General features: G+C 66.3%; 17 protein-coding genes and 4 tRNA genes. 8 read left to right on the plus strand and 13 right to left on the minus strand.

The features are described from left to right. Positions 1-158: 158 nt before the first annotated feature. Positions 159-860 (minus strand): pirin family protein, encoded by a 702-nt coding sequence (locus AC5P74_RS08440; protein WP_005409043.1) that lies wholly within the window; start codon positions 858-860, stop codon positions 159-161. Between the two features lie 139 nt (positions 861-999). On the opposite strand from AC5P74_RS08440, the gene AC5P74_RS08445 reads away from it, so the two are divergent. Then, entirely contained in the window at positions 1,000-1,920 is a 921-nt protein-coding gene (locus AC5P74_RS08445; RefSeq protein ID WP_346607980.1) for a LysR family transcriptional regulator, read from the plus strand. Between the two features lie 598 nt (positions 1,921-2,518). Here the strand turns inward: AC5P74_RS08445 and AC5P74_RS08450 are convergent. The 10 genes from AC5P74_RS08450 to AC5P74_RS08495 all read right to left on the minus strand — a co-directional run bounded on the left by AC5P74_RS08450 (position 2,519) and on the right by AC5P74_RS08495 (position 8,502). Beyond that, positions 2,519-2,595 (minus strand) — tRNA-Arg (locus AC5P74_RS08450). Positions 2,596-2,627: 32 nt separating this feature from the next. Beyond that, a tRNA-Arg gene (locus AC5P74_RS08455) sits at positions 2,628-2,704 on the minus strand. A 69-nt stretch (positions 2,705-2,773) separates the two neighbouring features. Beyond that, a tRNA-Arg gene (locus tag AC5P74_RS08460) sits at positions 2,774-2,850 on the minus strand. Then, a complete protein-coding gene (locus AC5P74_RS08465; protein ID WP_053500057.1) occupies positions 2,841-3,767 on the minus strand; it encodes an alpha/beta hydrolase family protein in 927 nt (308 codons plus the stop codon). The genes AC5P74_RS08460 and AC5P74_RS08465 overlap by 10 nt, the downstream gene beginning before the upstream one ends. After that, positions 3,764-4,573: a bifunctional hydroxymethylpyrimidine kinase/phosphomethylpyrimidine kinase gene (thiD, locus tag AC5P74_RS08470; RefSeq protein ID WP_053500055.1), complete on the minus strand. Its 810-nt coding sequence runs from the start codon at positions 4,571-4,573 to the stop codon at positions 3,764-3,766. The genes AC5P74_RS08465 and thiD overlap by 4 nt, the downstream gene beginning before the upstream one ends. Before the next feature lie 127 nt (positions 4,574-4,700). After that, positions 4,701-5,369: a YoaK family protein gene (locus tag AC5P74_RS08475; RefSeq protein WP_053500054.1), complete on the minus strand. Its 669-nt coding sequence runs from the start codon at positions 5,367-5,369 to the stop codon at positions 4,701-4,703. 12 nt (positions 5,370-5,381) lie between these two features. After that, positions 5,382-5,888, minus strand: coding sequence for a hypothetical protein (locus AC5P74_RS08480; protein ID WP_005416111.1), 507 nt, complete (start codon positions 5,886-5,888; stop codon positions 5,382-5,384). After that, the gene (locus AC5P74_RS08485; protein ID WP_005416112.1) at positions 5,885-7,285 is read right to left on the minus strand and encodes a PhoH family protein; all 1,401 of its coding nucleotides are present in this window, start codon (positions 7,283-7,285) and stop codon (positions 5,885-5,887) included. The genes AC5P74_RS08480 and AC5P74_RS08485 overlap by 4 nt, the downstream gene beginning before the upstream one ends. An 84-nt stretch (positions 7,286-7,369) precedes the next feature. After that, the gene (locus AC5P74_RS08490) at positions 7,370-7,849 is read right to left on the minus strand and encodes a peroxiredoxin (RefSeq protein ID WP_206619786.1); all 480 of its coding nucleotides are present in this window, start codon (positions 7,847-7,849) and stop codon (positions 7,370-7,372) included. Positions 7,850-7,941: 92 nt separating this feature from the next. After that, complete coding sequence (locus AC5P74_RS08495) at positions 7,942-8,502, minus strand: glycine cleavage system transcriptional repressor (RefSeq protein ID WP_005409051.1); 561 nt, start codon at positions 8,500-8,502, stop codon at positions 7,942-7,944. Between the two features lie 164 nt (positions 8,503-8,666). Between AC5P74_RS08495 and dapA the strand changes: the two genes are divergently transcribed. Both dapA and AC5P74_RS08505 read left to right on the plus strand, forming a co-directional pair. Then, a complete protein-coding gene (dapA, locus tag AC5P74_RS08500; protein ID WP_005416114.1) occupies positions 8,667-9,560 on the plus strand; it encodes a 4-hydroxy-tetrahydrodipicolinate synthase in 894 nt (297 codons plus the stop codon). 32 nt (positions 9,561-9,592) lie between these two features. Then, the gene (locus AC5P74_RS08505; RefSeq protein WP_005416115.1) at positions 9,593-10,108 is read left to right on the plus strand and encodes a hypothetical protein; all 516 of its coding nucleotides are present in this window, start codon (positions 9,593-9,595) and stop codon (positions 10,106-10,108) included. A 198-nt stretch (positions 10,109-10,306) separates the two neighbouring features. Here the strand turns inward: AC5P74_RS08505 and fdxA are convergent, their stop codons facing one another. Then, entirely contained in the window at positions 10,307-10,630 is a 324-nt protein-coding gene (fdxA, locus tag AC5P74_RS08510) for a ferredoxin FdxA (RefSeq protein ID WP_005409054.1), read from the minus strand. Positions 10,631-10,824: 194 nt separating this feature from the next. Here fdxA and AC5P74_RS08515 point away from each other — a divergent pair, with 194 nt between their 5' ends. Continuing rightward, positions 10,825-12,249 carry a sugar porter family MFS transporter gene (locus AC5P74_RS08515; RefSeq protein ID WP_171958209.1) on the plus strand — a complete coding sequence of 475 codons (1,425 nt, stop codon included), beginning with the start codon at positions 10,825-10,827 and terminating at the stop codon, positions 12,247-12,249. Positions 12,250-12,698: 449 nt separating this feature from the next. On the opposite strand, the gene AC5P74_RS08520 is transcribed toward AC5P74_RS08515, so the two are convergent. Continuing rightward, positions 12,699-12,773: transfer RNA gene (locus AC5P74_RS08520), tRNA-Glu, on the minus strand. A gap of 52 nt (positions 12,774-12,825) precedes the next feature. Here AC5P74_RS08520 and pcnB point away from each other — a divergent pair. Genes pcnB through panC form a run of 4 tightly spaced genes read left to right on the plus strand, consistent with a single transcriptional unit; the run spans position 12,826 to position 16,374 of the window. After that, positions 12,826-14,199 (plus strand): polynucleotide adenylyltransferase PcnB, encoded by a 1,374-nt coding sequence (pcnB, locus tag AC5P74_RS08525; protein ID WP_095377484.1) that lies wholly within the window; start codon positions 12,826-12,828, stop codon positions 14,197-14,199. Positions 14,200-14,202: 3 nt separating this feature from the next. Beyond that, entirely contained in the window at positions 14,203-14,688 is a 486-nt protein-coding gene (folK, locus tag AC5P74_RS08530) for a 2-amino-4-hydroxy-6-hydroxymethyldihydropteridine diphosphokinase (protein WP_005416118.1), read from the plus strand. Between the two features lie 34 nt (positions 14,689-14,722). After that, positions 14,723-15,538, plus strand: coding sequence for a 3-methyl-2-oxobutanoate hydroxymethyltransferase (panB, locus tag AC5P74_RS08535; RefSeq protein ID WP_014646749.1), 816 nt, complete (start codon positions 14,723-14,725; stop codon positions 15,536-15,538). Beyond that, the gene (panC, locus tag AC5P74_RS08540; RefSeq protein WP_171958211.1) at positions 15,535-16,374 is read left to right on the plus strand and encodes a pantoate--beta-alanine ligase; all 840 of its coding nucleotides are present in this window, start codon (positions 15,535-15,537) and stop codon (positions 16,372-16,374) included. Before panB ends, panC begins: the two co-directional genes overlap by 4 nt. The last annotated feature ends 142 nt before the right edge of the window (positions 16,375-16,516 follow it).

Consider the following 16,516-nt stretch of genomic DNA (forward strand, 5'->3'; position numbering starts at 1 on the left):
TCCGGATAAACGCTGCCATGAAAGCGTTTCCAGTCGCATCGAGCAAGAGGCATTCGGGTCACCGAAGGCCGAATACGATTGCGGGCCGTCCATCAGGCGCCGCGGGCCCGGCGATGCCTTTCCGCACCGCCGGGCCACGTCTTCAGGACAGGGCGTGTTTACAGCGGCAGATCGAACACCAGCACTTCGGCATCGTTGCCGTTTTCCAGGGTCAGCTGGGCTTCGTCGCTGACCTGCAGCGCGTCACCGGCTTCGAGGGTGATGCCGTTGACCTGCAGCTGCCCACGTGCCACCTGCACATAGGCGCCACGGCCGTTGCCGAGCGCATGGTGCAGCTTCTGGCCGCCATCGAGGATGGTGGCGAAGATGCGGGCATCCTGATGGATGCGCAGCGAACCGTCGGCACCGTCGGGGGAGGCAATCAGGCGCAGCTGGCCGCGCTTGGTCTCCGGTGCGAAGTGGGTTTCCTCGTAGGACGGAGTGATGTTCTCGGTATCCGGGAAGATCCAGATCTGCAGGAAATGCACGGTCTCGTCGGCCGAATGGTTGAACTCGCTGTGGGTGACGCCGCTGCCGGCGCTCATGCGCTGCACGTCGCCGTAGCGCAGCACCGAACCGGTGCCCATCGAGTCCTTGTGTTCCAGCGCACCGCCCAGCACGTAGGAGATGATCTCCATGTTGCTGTGGCCGTGGGTGCCGAAGCCCTGGCCGCCGATCACCTTGTCTTCGTTGATCACCCGCAGCGGGCCGAAGCTGACGTAACGGGGGTCGTAGTAGTTGGCGAAGGAGAAGGTATGGCGCGAGGACAGCCAGCCATGCTCGGCCAGGCCACGGGTAGCGCTTTTGCGGATCTGCAGCATGATGGAATCTCCTTGTTCGATGGTTTCGATGGGGCGGGGTGGTCGGTGACCGCTGTGTTTTCCCGTTGGAGAGAAGTATCCGCTTGCGTCCGGGGTTTGAAAAACGGATAGTTTTGAAAGCCATCATCGAAAAATTCGAATGCTCAAGCTCAGCCTCGATGCCCTGCAGATCCTGGATGCCATCGACCGCCGTGGCTCCTTTGCCGGCGCCGGCAAGGCCCTGCACAAGGTGCCCTCGACGATTTCCTATACCGTGGCCAAGCTGGAGGAGGATCTGGGTGTGCAGCTGTTCGACCGGGTCGGCCCACGTGCAGAGCTGACCGAGGCCGGGCGCGCGCTGCTGGACGAAGGCCGGCATCTGCTGCGCGCGGCCCGCGAGCTGGAGCTGCGGGTGCGCCGGGTGGCGTCGGGTTGGGAGACCGAACTGACCCTGGCGGTGGATTCGGTGTTCCCGACCTGGCTGCTTGGGCCGGATATCGCCGCATTCCGTGAGGCCGAGGCACCGACCCGGTTGCGGTTGATCGGCGAGGCCCTGTCCGGCACCTGGGAGGCCCTGCTCGACCGCCGTGCGGACCTGTTGGTCGGCGCGCCGGGCGAAGGGCCCAGTGGTGGCGGCTATGTGGTCGAGCCGCTGGGCACGGTGGAGTTCGTGTTCGCGGTGGCACCTGATCATCCGTTGGCCGCGGTGCCCGGCGTACTCGGTCGCGAACAGCTGGCCGAGCACTGTGCGATCGCCGTTTCCGATTCGGCGCGCAGGCTGCTGCCGCGCACGGTGGGCCTGTTGATGGGGCAGGAGATGCTGACGGTGCCGGACATGGCCAGCAAATTGAAGCTGCAGAGCGAAGGCGTGGGCTTCGGCTTCCTGCCCGAGCCATGCGCGCGTGCTGCGGTGGCGCGTGGCCAGCTGATGATCCGCGAGGTGGAGGAACACAAGCCGGAAGAGACCTTCTGGCTGGCCTGGCGCACCGGCGAGGATGGCGCGGCACTGCGCTGGTGGCGCGAGCGCCTGCGCAGGCCGGAGCTGCTGTCGCAGTGGTGGCAGGCAATGGCAAGGGGGTAGGCGTACGGCAGGGCTGCGCCCTGCACCCGCTACGATCCAGAGCAACAGCAACAGCAACAGCAGAAGCTGGTTTGCTGAGGGATGGCGGGGTGGGTCCGGTTGCGGGGGGCGCTGCAAGTACGTCCATGTAAGCTCGGTCGCCGCATCCATGCGGCTCACGCCCCCGCAACCGGACCCACCCCGCCTTCGACAGATTTCCGCGATCTGTCGGAACGGCATGGACCGCTGTTGGTAGGTGTCGATCTTGGTCGACACAGTAGATCCACGCCATGCGTGGATGCTTTTCGAGCTCGATTCGAAATATTCGATTCCGATGAAGATTCATCCACGCATGACGTCGATCCATCAGATCGCGAGAATCTGTCAGGGGTGGGGCGGTGTCGGAGTGCGGGGTGTCAGCCGCATGGATGCGGCTGCCAAGCCTACATGGACGTACTTGCGGCGTCCCCGCACTCCGACACCGCCCCGCCAACCCACAGAATGCCAGCTTTTGCTGTTGCCGTTGCCTTGGCTTGAAGCTTCTGCAGGTGCAGGGCGCAGCCCTGCCGAAAAACACGCATAAAAAAACAGCAGGCCGAGGCCTGCTGTTTCGGTGTAATGGTGCGCCCGGAGAGATTCGAACTCCCGACCGCCTGGTTCGTAGCCAGGTACTCTATCCAACTGAGCTACGGGCGCCAATTACATAAACTTGTTGTGTCGACTGTGTATGGTGCGCCCGGAGAGATTCGAACTCCCGACCGCCTGGTTCGTAGCCAGGTACTCTATCCAACTGAGCTACGGGCGCGCGGTACACAATCAACTTACTGCCTAATTTTACTGCATTTTCAGCGGCGGATGCTGAAAACCTGTCGAGTGGTGCGCCCGGAGAGATTCGAACTCCCGACCGCCTGGTTCGTAGCCAGGTACTCTATCCAACTGAGCTACGGGCGCCCTGCGACAGGAGCGGAATTATGCGGATGTCGGCGCACACCGTCAACAGTTTTGTGAAAATTTTCATCCAACTGAATGAAAAAGCTGTCCGCCACGGCATCCGGTGCCTTCAGCCAGGCGAAGTGATCGGCGCGCGTGCCCAGTTCCTGCGCGGACAGCACGCGCAGCTTCGCGTCCACATTCGGCAGCTTTGCCAGCAACGCCTGCATCGACCCGGTCGGGGCCAACCAGTCGTGTTCCATCAGCACGGCCTGGGCGCTGCCGTGCACGCGCGCCATCTGTGCGTCGAGGTCTTCACCCATGCCGGCGGCGGCGTAGTGGTTGTTCAGGCCGACGCGCGCCCAGTCGGCGATCAGTCCGCGTGCTTCGGTGCCACCGAAGCCGAGACGACGGCCATGCAGCACGCCCTGGCGCTGCGCGATCCACGGCAGGAAACGGTAAACCAGTGGCAGCAGCCAGCCGCGCGGTGGCGGGAATCCACGCCAGAACGGTGAGCCGCTGGCCGCCAACCACAAGTGGTGGAAATGCAGAGGGTTGCGGCCGGCATGCACGCAGGCCAGCTGCCCGCCCAGGCTGTGGCCACCGATGATCCAGGGCAGGGGGCCTGCTTCCTCGTCGGCGGCCGCCATGACCGCTTGGCTGGCCGGCAGATCCTGCTCGAGTACCTCCCGATAGCCCCAGTCGTGCGCGCGCGACGGGCGTAGTGAGCTGCTGCCGTTGCCGCGCCACTCATGCAGGTAGACCGCAACGCCCTTCGCTGCCAGCGCCTGTGCCAGCGGCAGGTAGTGGCGCGCGGCCACACCCAGCGCTGGCAGCCACAACAAGCGGGCGATGGCCTGTGCGGGCATGCAGGCCATCACTTCGTAGCGATGCCCGTCGTTGCACTGCACTGGAAGGAGGGCCGGCGTCAGGTTCATGCGTGCGGTGCAGCGCCGAAGTGGTCGAGCACCAGCACCTCGCTGCGGCCGGGGGCATAGCCCTGCTGCAGGCCGCGCGCAACGTAGTCGATGCCGGCTTCGCAGGCGTTGGCCAGGCTCAGGCCGTTGCACAGCTGCGCGGCGATGGCCGAGGCCAGCGTGCAGCCAGTGCCGTGCGCATCCAGCGGCAGGCGGGCGTGGATGAATTCTTCGCTGCTCACGCCGTCGAAGTAGCGGTCGATCACGCGGTTGCCTTCCTGCAGGTGGCCACCTTTCAGCAGCACCGCACCGGCGCCCAGGTCGAGCAGGGCGGAGGCTACCTGTTCGGCGTCATCGCCGTTCCCGATCTTCCATCCGGCCAGCAGCTCCGCTTCCGGCGTGTTCGGGGTGATCAGCGTGGCCAGCGGGATCAGCCGCTCACGCATTGCCTGCAGAGCGTTGTCTTCCAGCAGGCGCGCGCCGCTGGTGGCGACCATCACGGGGTCCAGCACTACGTGTGGCGGGCGATGGCGCTCCAACGCATCGGCGACGGCATTGATCACCTCGGTGTTGGCCAGCATGCCCAGCTTCACCGCATGGATGTCGAAGTCATCGAAGCAGGCATCCAGTTGTGCACGCAGGAAATCGATCGGCGGCACGTGCACGGCGATGACGCCACGGGTGTTCTGTGCGGTCAGTGCGGCGATCGCGGAGAGTCCGTGCACGCGATGTGCTGCAAAGGCCTTCAGGTCGGCCTGGATGCCTGCGCCACCGCCGGAGTCGGAGCCGGCGATGGTGAGGGCAGATACGGGAGTGGTCGGGCTCATCCAGCGATTGTGCCGTGGTCCGGCAGGGGAAGGTAGATCCACGCCATGCGTGGATGCCTTTGATCCGTCAGGCGGGGTCAGATCCCTTTTCCGCAGGAAAAGGGATCTGACCCCCAGAGTGCGGCCCTCAATGCCGCCAGCGCGCCCACTGCTGGTACACCACATAACCCAGGCCGGTCAGGCCGGTGAGCAGGGCGGGAGCAAGCAGGGCGTCGTACTGCCAGCGCGCGAACAGCCAGGCGCCGATCACGCCGCCGGCAAGGAAGCCACTGATGATCAGGCCGCTGAGGGTCAGTCGTCGCACCTGCAACGGCAGCCCGCGCAGCAGGTGGCCCAGGCCGATGCCGAGATCGGTGAACATCCCGCTGAGATGGGTGGTGCGCACCACCGCGCCGCTGAAGGTGGTAGCCATTGCATTCTGCAGGCCGCAGGCCATGGCGGCGGCCAGTGCACCCCAGATCTGGTGCTCTTCAAACAGCGGAATGGCCACCAGCAAAAGAGCCGATTCCAGCGCCAGTGCCACGCCGTAGCGCCGGCCCAGCTGCAGCGTGCTGTCCTGGATCAGCAGGCCGCTGAGCATCGCGCCCAGCGAGAACGCGATCAGCAGGCCCCACAGGTGGCCGACCGCGCGCCAGTCACCCTGGGCCAGTGCCATGCCGAGCTGGCTGGTACTGCCGGTCATGTGGCTGACCGCCTGGTGCTCGAAACCGAGGAAGCCGACCACGTTGACCATGCCGGCCACGCACGAGAGTGCGACCGCGCCGATCCAGACCCAGGTGGGCAGGCGTATTCCCATCGGCGAGGCCCCTCAGGGCCCGCCGAAGCCGCCGTTGAACTGCAGCTCGCTGAAGGTGTTGCTGGCCGGGTCGAACACGGCGCCCCAGAACTGTGCGCCGCCATCGCAGACGCGGATCGCTTCACGGGCCGGATTGACGCCGCTGTCGTCGGGCAGGTGGAAGGCGTTGATGTAGATCAGCCGCTTGCCGGCGCTTTCGATGCCGACGTACTGGCGGTCGAAGTCCAGCACCTTCGGGACCTGCGCTTCCAGCGACGACAGCTTCGCCTCCAGCTGGTCGACCTGCTGCCGGCTGGGCGCCCAGTAACCCGACACCCGCCCGGCCTCGCGGCCGGGGCTGGGGCGCGAGCAGGTGTCGAGCACCTGCGCGGCGATGATCGGGCGGGTGACCACCCAGGACTGGCCGGTGCGCTCGGCGGTGGGCACGCTGGCCGGGCCGCGCGTGGTCGTACAGGCACCGAGCACGGCGGCGAGGGTGATCGCAGCCGTGGGCAGCAACAGGCGCGTGCAGCGGTTCACAACACCTCCGAAGCGTAATCGGCCAGGCGCGAACGCTCGCCACGGCGCAGGGTGATGTGCGCACTATGCGGCCAGTTCTTGAAGCGGTCCACCGCGTAGGTCAGGCCCGAAGTGGTCTCGGTCAGGTACGGGGTGTCGATCTGCTCGACGTTGCCCAGGCAGACGATCTTGGTGCCGGGGCCAGCGCGGGTGATCAGCGTCTTCATCTGCTTGGGGGTGAGGTTCTGCGCCTCGTCCAGGATCAGGTAGCGTGACAGGAAGGTGCGGCCGCGCATGAAGTTCATCGAGCGGATCTTGATGCGGCTGGCCAGCAGGTCGTTGGTGGCCTGGCGGCCCCAGGTGCCGCCTTCCTGGTTGTGCGTGAGCACTTCCAGGTTGTCGGTCAATGCGCCCATCCACGGCGTCATCTTCTCTTCCTCGGTACCGGGCAGGAAGCCGATGTCCTCGCCCACGCTGACCGTGGCGCGGGTCATGATGATCTCGCGGTAGCGCTGCTGGTCCATCGTCTGCGCCAGGCCGGCGGCCAGTGCCAGCAGGGTCTTGCCGGTGCCGGCGGTGCCCAGCAGCGTGACAAAGTCGATCTCCGGGTCCATCAGTGCGTTGAGGGCGAAGTTCTGCTCGCGGTTGCGTGCGCTGATGCCCCACACGGCGTGGCTGCCGTGGCGGAAATCATCGACCAGCGACAGCACCACCTTGCCATCGCCGACGACGCGGCTGACGCGCAGCTCGACTTCATCCTCGCCTGGCAGGTAGACGTACTGGTTCGGATACCACTCCTCGCCGTCCTGTGCCTGGATTTCGTAATGCGAGCGGCCCTTGTCGCTCCAGCTGCGCAGGTCGTCGCCGTGGCGTTTCCAGAAGTCTTCCGGCAGCTCGGTAGCGCCGGTGTAGAGCAGGCTGAAATCGTCCAGCGCGCGGTCGTTCTCGTAGTCCTCGGACACGATACCGGCGATGGCGGCCTTGATCCGCAGGTTGATGTCCTTGGAGACGAACACCACCGGCAGGTCGGGGGTTTCTTCCTTCAGGGCCAGGATCGCGCCGAGGATGGCGTTGTCCGGGATCACCTTGCCGAAGCTCTTGCCAGCATCGAAATGACTGGTCTGGAAGCGCAGCTTGCCGGCGCTCTGCTTGCCGCGCAGCTGCAGGCCATTGGGCCGCTGCAGCGGAATGCCGTCGGCCAGGTTGTCCAGCCCGGAGGCCTGCACCAGCTCGTTGAGGAAGCGGCTCACCTGGCGGGCGTTGCGGCTCGCCTCGGAGGTGCCCTTCTTGCCGTTGTCCAGCTCTTCGATCACCTGCATGGGCAGGTAGACGTCGTGCTCCTCGAATTTGAACAGCGCGGTGGGATCGTGCATCAGCACGTTGGTATCCAGCACGTAGATGCGCTTGCCTCGGGTCATCGTCGATTCCTGGTTACGGACAGGGAAAAACCACCACGGCCTGCTGCAGGGCAGGGTGATGGCAGACACAGTAGGCAGTGGGACTCACTTGGACTGGGAGGCCTTCAGTTCGGCGAGAACGGCATCGGCATGGCCGGCGACCTTGACCTTGCGCCAGGACTGCACGATGCGGCTGTCGGGGGAAATCAGGAAAGTGCTGCGTTCGATGCCGCGTACCTGCTTGCCGTACATGTTCTTCATCCTGATCACGTCGAAGGCGGTGCACAGCGCTTCGTCGCCGTCGCTGACCAGCGGGAAATTGAAGCCCTGCCTGGCACAGAAGTTGTCGTGCGACTTCACCGAGTCGCGCGAGACGCCCAGCACGACGGCGCCGGCTTTCCTGAACTCCGGCAGCAGCGCGTTGAAGTCGATGCCTTCGGTGGTGCAACCCGGGGTGCTGTCCTTGGGATAGAAATACAGCACCAGCCATTGGCCTGCGTAGTCGCCGAGGGTGGCCTGGTCGCCGCCGGACAGTGCCAGTGGCAGGGAGAGGGTGGTGCTGTCCAGGGTGTCGCCGTTGTTCATGAGGTCCTTCTGTCGAGCCTGGGTTCTTTCTACGACAATTGCATGAAACGCCACGCGCCCGTGAGAGGCGCGCGAAGAATCCGCACTTCCGATCAGAATTTCATCGGGTCCATGATCGCGTCCAGGTTCAGGTGGTCGCAGAACTCGAGGAAATCGTCGCGCAGCGCGGCGATGTGCATGTTGGCCGGCACGCCGATGGTGACCTGTGCGCTGAACATCTCCGCACCGGTCTGCATGGCGCGGTAGCGCGTGCTCTGCAGGTTCTCGATGGTGATGCCCTGGCGGTCGAAGAAATCGGCCAGCTGGAACAGGATGCCCGGCTTGTCGGCGGCGATCACTTCGACAATGTACGGCAGCAGGTTGGACTGCGCCTGCTTGGCGGCGGTGCGGTACCAGACCAGCTTCAGGCCTTCCTCGCGCTCCAGCCGGGTCAGCATCGCCTCGAGCTTGGCCACCGAGTCCCAGGAGCCGGTGGCCAGGGCGGTAACCGAGACATCGCGGCCGACCGTGGCCAGGCGTGCATCCACCAGATTGCAGCCGCTGTCGGCGATGCGGCGGGTGACGGACAGCAGGGGGGACTCCGGATGCGTCGTATAGGCGTTGATCAGGAGGTGGTTTTCGCTCGGCGCGGGGCGCGGGGTGGTGTCGGTCAAGGCGATTCCGGGTAATGCATGCGTTAGTCTGAATGCCCGCCAGAGGCGGGGATCCACCGGTGTCCAGCATACTTGCCCGTGCTTTCGCGCCGCAAGTAACATTCAAGTCGCCCCCGGCCTTTCGTGGCGGGCGTTTTCCCTTCCCAGCCAAGAGCAGCACGTCCTTGTCCCTTTCCGGCCTCATCACCGCGCTGGCGACCCCGTTCCGGGCCGACGGCGCCCTCGATCCCGACGGTTGGCAGCGCCTGCTGCACCTGCAACTGGAAGGTGGCGTCCATGGCGTTGTCGTAGCCGGCTCTACCGGCGAAGCGGCAACGCTCACCGACGCCGAGTACGACCTGCTGCTGGCCAGCGCGGTCGAGCGCATCGGCGGCCGCATTCCGGTCCTGGCCGGTACCGGCCTTTCGGGCACTGCCAAGACCATCGAACAGACCCGTCGTGCCGCCGCCCTCGGCGCCAGCCACGCGCTGGTGGTCACGCCGCCGTACGTGCGCCCCACCCAGGCCGGTCTGATCGCGCACTACCGTGCGGTGGCCGACCAGGGCGGGCTGCCGGTCGTGCTGTACAACGTGCCCGGCCGTACCGGTTGCGACATGCAGCCTGAGACCGTGGCCGAGCTGGCCAGCCACCCCAACATCGTCGGCATCAAGGAGGCGGTGGGTGACACCGGCCGGGTGCAGGCGCTGCTCGCCCTGCGCAGCCCACAGTTCGCCGTGCTCAGCGGTGACGACGGTACGGCCGCGCGTTCGATCCAGGCCGGTATCGACGGCCTCATCTCAGTGGGTTCCAACGTGCTTCCCGGTGCCTACCGCCGGATGTGCGAGCTGGCCGCCGCACACGACCACGAAGCCACCGCGTCGTGGGATGCGCGCCTGCATCCCTTCCATGATTTCTGCGGCGTCGAACCGAACCCGATCCCGGTCAAGGCGCTGCTGCGCCGCATCGGCATCGGTCACGACCTGCGCCTGCCACTGCTGCCGTTGTCGGCAGCGCATCATCCGGCTGCCGACCATCTTGCCGGCGACATCGCCGCCCTCGAAGCCCTTTCCAGCCACTGACCTTCCGTCTTGGTCTGACCCAGGAGATTCACATGCGTCAATCCGTTTCCACCGTCCGCGTGCTGTCCTATGCCCTGCTTGCCGTGGCGGTCGCTGCCGGCACCACCGGCTGCTTCAAGCGCGGCGCCAAGGGCGACTACGCCCTGGCCCCGGAAATGCGTCCGCTGGAAGTGCCGCCGGACCTGAACCTGCCCAATGCCACCACCGACAACAAGGTGCCGACGTTGGCCTCGGCCACCAAGCCGGCGGCGCCGGTTGCTGCGGCTCCAGCAGCCGGCAGCACCGGTTTCACCATTGCCGGTGGCAAGGATGAAGCCTTCGCCAAGGTCGGTACCGCACTGGAAGGCGTGGAGGGCGTGACCATTGCCAGCCGCGCGCAGTTGCTGGGTTCGTACGACGTGGCCTACGAGGGCAGCAACTTCCTGGTCCGCGTAGTGGCCGTCGATGCCGGCGCCTACATCTCCGCGGTTGACCCGCGTGGCCTGCCGGCCACCGCCGAAGCGCCGGTGAAGCTGATCGCCGCGCTGAAGGCGAAGCTCGCCCAGTAAGGGCTGGTCGGATGGCTGCGGGCCTTGGTCCGCACCCGCTCTGGTAGCGGCCGACCTTGGTCGGCGCTTTTGTGCCAACCAAGGTTGGCACCTACCAGGTTGCGCGGTTGGCACCTGCCGGAGCGCACGGTTGGGGTCTGCCGAAGAACAGAAAAGGGCGCCCATGGGCGCCCTTTTCGTTACCGCCGTGGGCGCTTCTCAGCGCTCCAGCAGCTTCAGCTTGTCCGGCTTGCCATCCCATTCGCCGGCGTCGGCGGGCGGGTCCTTGCGCACGGTCAGCACCGGCCATTCCTTCGCCAGCTCGGCGTTGAGGGCAACGAAGCCTTCCTGTCCGGCAGGAACATCGTCCTCCGGGAAGATCGCATTGACCGGGCACTCCGGCTCGCAAAGGGTGCAGTCGATGCACTCATCCGGGTCGATCACCAGGAAGTTCGGGCCTTCGTGGAAGCAATCCACGGGGCACACTTCCACGCAATCGGTGTGTTTGCACTTGATGCAGTTTTCGGTGACGACAAAGGGCATGGGCTTGGGGGTGGATCGATTCCTGAACCTGCCAATTCTAGAACAGGTTGGCCCCCGGTGTCGGCGCGGGGCGGAGAACGGGCGTCTGGCAGGCGCGACCGTGGGAGTCATTGGCGGCACGGCGGGGGCTGTGCGACGCTGCGGGGCACTCGGTCGCCCACCGTGGCCGGACTCCCTTCCCAGCAGGATCGTCCATGTCCCAAACCCAGCCCAGCACCGCGCCCCATGGCGGTGAGAACACTGCATTCATCGTCCTGATCAGCTGCGTGGCCACCCTTGGTGGATTCCTGTTCGGTTTCGACAGTGGTGTCATCAATGGCACGGTCGATGGCCTCCGCCAGGCCTTCAACTCCAGTGAGGCGGCGCTCGGTTTCGAAGTCGCCTCGATGCTGCTGGGCTGCGCGATCGGCGCCTTCCTGGCCGGGTGGCTGGGTGATCGCCTGGGGCGCCGCGGTGTCCTGATCGTGTCAGCGCTGATGTTCCTTGTCTCGGCGCTCGGTGCCGGCGCGGCCCACGCGTCCTGGCTGTTCATCGCCGCCCGCGTGCTGGGCGGTTTCGCGGTGGGCGCGGCCAGCGTGATGTCACCGGCCTACATCGCCGAAGTCGCCTCGGCGCGTTACCGCGGCCGGCTGGCCACGGTGCAGCAGATGGCGATCATCTGCGGCTTGTTTGCGGCCTTCCTCAGCAATTACCTGCTGGCGCGTGCCGCCGGCGCCTCGACCGAGCCCCTGTGGCTGGGCCATGAGGCCTGGCGCTGGATGTTCTGGATGCAGGTGCTGCCCTCGGGGCTGTTCCTCCTGTTGTTGCTGGTGATCCCGGAAAGCCCCCGTTTCCTGGTCTTGAAGGGGCGCCAGGGGCAGGCGAGGGCGGTGCTGGCGCGGCTGTACGGCGAGGCCGCGGCCACGGCCAAGCAGGCCGAGATCGAGGCGAGCCTGGCCCAGGACCAGCACAAGCCGCGCTTCGGCGACCTGCGCAACAAGGCCACCGGCAAGCTGCGCCCGATCCTCTGGGTGGGTATCGGCCTGGCCATGTTCCAGCAGCTGGTCGGCATCAACGTGGTGTTCTACTACGGCGCGGTGCTGTGGCAGGCGGTGGGTTTCTCGGAAAGCGACGCGCTGCTGATCAACGTGTTGTCCGGCGCGCTGAGCATCGGTGCCTGCCTGCTGACGGTACTGCTGATCGACCGCATCGGGCGCAGGCCGCTGCTGTGGATCGGTTCGGTCGGCATGTCGGTGGCGCTGGTGCTGATGGTGGTGGCGTTTGCCAGCGGCAGCCTCGTCGATGGGCGCCTGCAGCTGTCCGATGGCATGGGGCGGCTGGCGCTGGTGGCAGCCAACGTCTACGTGGTGTTCTTCAACATGTCCTGGGGCCCGGTGATGTGGGTGATGCTGGGCGAGATGTTCCCCAACCAGATCCGCGGCCCGGCGCTGGCGGTGGCGGGTGCGGCGCAATGGACCTCGAACTTCGCGATCACCGTGACGTTCCCGATGCTGCTGGCCGGCATCGGCCTGGCCGGCGCCTATGGCATCTACGCCGTCGCGGCGATCCTCTCGATCTTCTTCGTGGTCCGCTACGTGCGCGAGACCAAGGGCAAGGAGCTGGAGCAGATGGAAGGCTGACGGCGACTGGCTTCGGTTGCATTCCGTTGGCGCCTGCCTGTCCAGAGTGTGAGGGGGCAGGCCGCCCTCTCCAGGACACGCAAAAGCCCATCCATGGTGCTCGATGGCGCCATCCATGGCGCCAACGGTCCTGGAGAGGGCGGCCCGCCCCCTCCTGACAGTTTCATGGTGCGTGCGGATGCGGCGAAGTGCTGGTCGGTTGTTGCCGCAGCTCGCGGGAAACCGTCCAGAGTCGGTGGGGTCACCCAGGGCAGGACCGTTGGCGCCAAGGATGGCGCCATCGAGCCCCCATGGATGGGTTCACGGCGTGTCCTGCCCTGGGTGACCCCACCGGCTCAAGCCGATTGCAGGCAGGCGCCAAAGCGACCAAGCCGATCGATGCCATTGCAAACCCCGGAAAACAGAAAAGCCCGCACAAGGCGGGCTTTTTCGGTTCCTGCTGCGGCGACTGGCGCTCCCTAGGGGACTCGAACCCCTGTTTTAGCCTTGAGAGGGCCACGTCCTAACCACTAGACGAAGGGAGCGTAACTGTGTCGCTGCCGAGGCAGGAGCGCTAGTATATGCACCTCGATGCCATTGGGCAATCCCGAAACTTCAACCGGAAGCGCCAACATCATTTCCCCTGCTACATCACCGTTCAGCCTGCGCGTCATCCCGCGCGACCAGCACACGATCTCCCGCAAGGACATCAGCCCGAACGCCCTGCGCGTGCTTTATCGCCTGCGCGATGCCGGCTTCGGCGCCTACCTTGTCGGCGGCGCGGTGCGCGACCTGCTGGTCAATGGCCAACCCAAGGATTTCGACGTGGCCACCGATGCCACGCCCGAACAGGTCAAGCAGCTGTTCCGCAACTGCCGCCTGATCGGTCGTCGGTTCCGCCTCGCCCACGTTGTGTTCGGCCGCGAAATCATCGAAGTCGCCACCTTCCGTGCCAACAGCGATGACGGCAGCGGCGACCGCGAGATGGAAAACGGCATGCTCGTGCGCGACAACGTGTACGGCACCATCGAAGACGACGCGGTCCGCCGAGACTTCACCTGCAACGCCCTGTACTACGCCATCGAGGACTTCTCGGTGCGCGACTACACCGGCGGCTTCGAAGACGTCCAGGCGCGCCTGATGAAACTGATCGGCGATCCCGAGCAGCGTTATCGGGAAGACCCGGTGCGCATGCTGCGTGCGGTGCGCCTGGCGGCCAAGCTCGGCTTCCAGATCGAAGAGGGTACCGCCGCGCCCATCCCGCACCTGGCCGGCCTGCTCAACGAAGCCGCGCCGGCGCGCCTGTTCGAGGAAGTGCTCAAGCTGTTCCTGTCCGGGCACGGCGTGGCCAGCTTCGAAGGCCTTGAGCGTTACGGCCTGCTCGACGTGCTGTTCCCGGAGAGCGCCAGGGCGCTGAAATCCAACCGCACCGGCGCGCTGCGCCGCATGCTGGTCGAGGGCCTGGCCAACACCGATGCTCGCGTGGCCAACGACGAGCCGGTCTCGCCGGCGTTCCTGTTCGCATTGCTGCTGTGGCCGGCGTTCTGCCGCGCACAGGCGACCCTGCTCAAGCAGGGAGTGGCACCGGAAGAGGCGCAGCGCCGCGCCGCCGACCGGGTCACCGTGCAGCAGCTCAGCACCATCGCGCTGCCGCGCCGCTTCTCGCTGCCGATGCAGGAGATCTGGCTGCTGCAGTCGCGCTTCAGCTCGCGCCAGCGCAAGCGCGTATTCCGTACCCTGACCCACCCGCGCTTCCGCGCCGCGTTCGATTTCCTCAGCCTGCGCCAGGTCGCTTCGTCCGAGCATGCAGTGGATGTCGAGTTCTGGCGCGAAGCACAGGCGCAGTCCGGTCGCGAGCTGGAGTCGTCGCTGGATGCGATGCACAGTGAAGACGGCGATGACGAGAGCGGGGCACCGCGCAAGCGCCGCCGTCGCCGTCGACGTCCCGGTGCTGCTGCGGCGGGCGAGTAAGCGATGACCCTCGCCTGGATCGGCCTCGGCGCCAACCTTGGCGACGCGGCCGCGACCGTGGGCGCGGCGATTGCCGCGCTGGACGGCCTGCCGGGAACGCGCCTGCGACAGGCCTCGCGGCTCTATGCAACCCCGGCCTGGGGCAATGAAGACCAGCCGCCGTTCGTCAATGCCGTGGCTGCGGTCGAAACCACCTTGGCGGCCGATGAGTTGCTGCAGGCCATGCTGGCGCTGGAGCGGGGATTTGGCCGCGTGCGCGATCCGGCGGTGCACTGGGGGCCGCGCGCGCTGGACCTCGACCTTCTTCTTTACGGCACGCAGGTGATCGACCTGCCCGGCCTGCAGGTACCTCATCCCTACCTGCACGAGCGTGCCTTCGTGTTGGTGCCACTGGCCGAAATCGCGCCTGATCTGGCCATTCCCGGTCATGGCAGCGTGCGGGATGCAGTGGTGCGGGTGGATGCCTGCGGGATTGCGCCGATAGGGTGATAATGACCGGGTTATCTCCCCCGGTTATCAGCACATGAGCACCCACGCAGACAGCAAGCCCTGGACCGTTCCCGCCCTGGCCGAGGCCAAGCGCAATGGCCAGAAGCTGGTCATGTTGACCGCCTACGACGCCGGCTTCGCCCGCACCTTCGATGCCAACGGCGTCGATCTGATCCTGATCGGCGATTCGCTGGGCATGGTCGTGCAGGGTCATGATTCGACCCTGCCGGTGACCGTGGCCGACATGGTCTACCACACCCGCGCCGTGGCCCGCGTGCTGCAGCGTGCGCTGCTGGTGGCCGACCTGCCGTTCGGTGCCGATGCCACCCCGGAACGCGCGCTGGATGCCTCGCTGCAGCTGCTGCAGGCCGGTGCCGAGATGGTCAAGATCGAAGGTGCCGGCTTCAAGGTCGACATCATCCGCTACCTGGTCGAGCGCGAGATTCCGGTCTGCGCGCACCTGGGCCTGACCCCGCAATCGGTGCTGCGCCTGGGCGGCTTCAAGATCCAGGGCCGCGGCGATGCTGCGCGCCAGCTGGTGGAGGATGCCAGGGCCGTGGCCGCCGCAGGCGCCAGCATCATGGTGCTTGAATGCGTGCCGACCCCCGTCGCCGCCGAAGTGACCGCTGCGGTGGATGTGCCGACCATCGGTATCGGTGCTGGCCCGCAGTGCGATGGCCAGGTGCTGGTGCTGCACGATTTCCTCGGCCTGGACAGTGGCCATCGCCGTCCCAAGTTCGTCAAGGATTTCCTTGCCGAAGGCGGCTCGGTGGCCGGTGCCACCCGCGCGTTTGCCGACGCCGTGCGCGACGGCAGCTTCCCCGACGAACAGCACGCCTACGCCCAATGATCCAGACCTTCAACGAGCTCGGCGCGCTGCGCGGGCAGATCGCCCAGTGGAAGCGCGAGGGCCTGCGCGTGGCGCTGGTGCCGACCATGGGCAACCTGCATGGGGGCCACCATTCGCTGGTGGCCCTGGCCCGCCAGTATGCCGACAAGGTGGTGGCGAGCATCTTCGTCAACCCGACCCAGTTCGGGCCGAACGAGGACTTCAGCCGCTACCCGCGCACGCCCGAGGCCGACGTTGCCGGGCTGGAGCAGGCTGGCTGCGATGCGGTGTGGCTGCCCAGCGTCGAGGCGATGTACCCGCTGGGCGTGGACAAGACCACGCGCGTGCACGCGCCGGGCGTGAGTGAAGTGCTGGAAGGTGCCAGCCGCCCGGGGCACTTCGATGGCGTCTGCACGGTGGTGGCGCGCCTGTTCCTGCAGGTGCAGCCGGAGGTGGCCGTGTTCGGTCGCAAGGACTACCAGCAGCTTGCCGTGATCAGGCAGATGGTGGCCGAGCTGTCGTTCCCGATCCAGATTGTTGGTGCGGAGATCGTGCGCGACGAGGATGGCCTGGCCAAGAGCTCGCGCAACCAGTACCTGAGCGCCGAACAGCGTCCGGTCGCGACCACCATCCACCGGACCCTGCTGGGCATGCGCGAAGGCTACGTGGCCGGGCAGGCACGTGATCGCATCGAGGCCGAGGCCACTGCCGCATTGCAGGCGGCCGGTTTCCAGGTTGACTACGCGGTGCTGCGCACTCCGGAGCTGGCCGAGCCGACCTTCGACGGCGGCGGCCGGGTGGCGCTGATCGCCGCACGGCTGGGTACCACCCGGCTGATCGACAACCTGGAGTTCTGAGTTCCGGCGGCGCCGCGCGATGCATGGGGTCAGATCCCTTTCCCAGGGGAAAAGGGATCCGCCCCTGGTTTCACCGCCTACCTGAACAGGTTGCCGGCCGTAATGCCCGGCGCTGTGCGGGTGCTAGAATCCGCTCTTTCCT

It is taken from the genome of Stenotrophomonas sp. YJH_SMC_94-11 (genome assembly GCF_059370435.1).

What these genes read in the sequence shown, in the direction of transcription:
- AC5P74_RS08440 (WP_005409043.1), bottom strand. Translation starts at nt 860, where the DNA reads ATGCTGCAGATCCGCAAAAGCGCTACCCGTGGCCTGGCCGAGCATGGC.
- AC5P74_RS08445 (WP_346607980.1), top strand. Translation starts at nt 1,000, where the DNA reads ATGCTCAAGCTCAGCCTCGATGCCCTGCAGATCCTGGATGCCATCGAC.
- AC5P74_RS08465 (WP_053500057.1), bottom strand. Translation starts at nt 3,767, where the DNA reads ATGAACCTGACGCCGGCCCTCCTTCCAGTGCAGTGCAACGACGGGCAT.
- thiD (WP_053500055.1), bottom strand. Translation starts at nt 4,573, where the DNA reads ATGAGCCCGACCACTCCCGTATCTGCCCTCACCATCGCCGGCTCCGAC.
- AC5P74_RS08475 (WP_053500054.1), bottom strand. Translation starts at nt 5,369, where the DNA reads ATGGGAATACGCCTGCCCACCTGGGTCTGGATCGGCGCGGTCGCACTC.
- AC5P74_RS08485 (WP_005416112.1), bottom strand. Translation starts at nt 7,285, where the DNA reads ATGACCCGAGGCAAGCGCATCTACGTGCTGGATACCAACGTGCTGATG.
- AC5P74_RS08490 (WP_206619786.1), bottom strand. Translation starts at nt 7,849, where the DNA reads ATGAACAACGGCGACACCCTGGACAGCACCACCCTCTCCCTGCCACTG.
- AC5P74_RS08505 (WP_005416115.1), top strand. Translation starts at nt 9,593, where the DNA reads ATGCGTCAATCCGTTTCCACCGTCCGCGTGCTGTCCTATGCCCTGCTT.
- fdxA (WP_005409054.1), bottom strand. Translation starts at nt 10,630, where the DNA reads ATGCCCTTTGTCGTCACCGAAAACTGCATCAAGTGCAAACACACCGAT.
- AC5P74_RS08515 (WP_171958209.1), top strand. Translation starts at nt 10,825, where the DNA reads ATGTCCCAAACCCAGCCCAGCACCGCGCCCCATGGCGGTGAGAACACT.
- folK (WP_005416118.1), top strand. Translation starts at nt 14,203, where the DNA reads ATGACCCTCGCCTGGATCGGCCTCGGCGCCAACCTTGGCGACGCGGCC.
- panB (WP_014646749.1), top strand. Translation starts at nt 14,723, where the DNA reads ATGAGCACCCACGCAGACAGCAAGCCCTGGACCGTTCCCGCCCTGGCC.
- panC (WP_171958211.1), top strand. Translation starts at nt 15,535, where the DNA reads ATGATCCAGACCTTCAACGAGCTCGGCGCGCTGCGCGGGCAGATCGCC.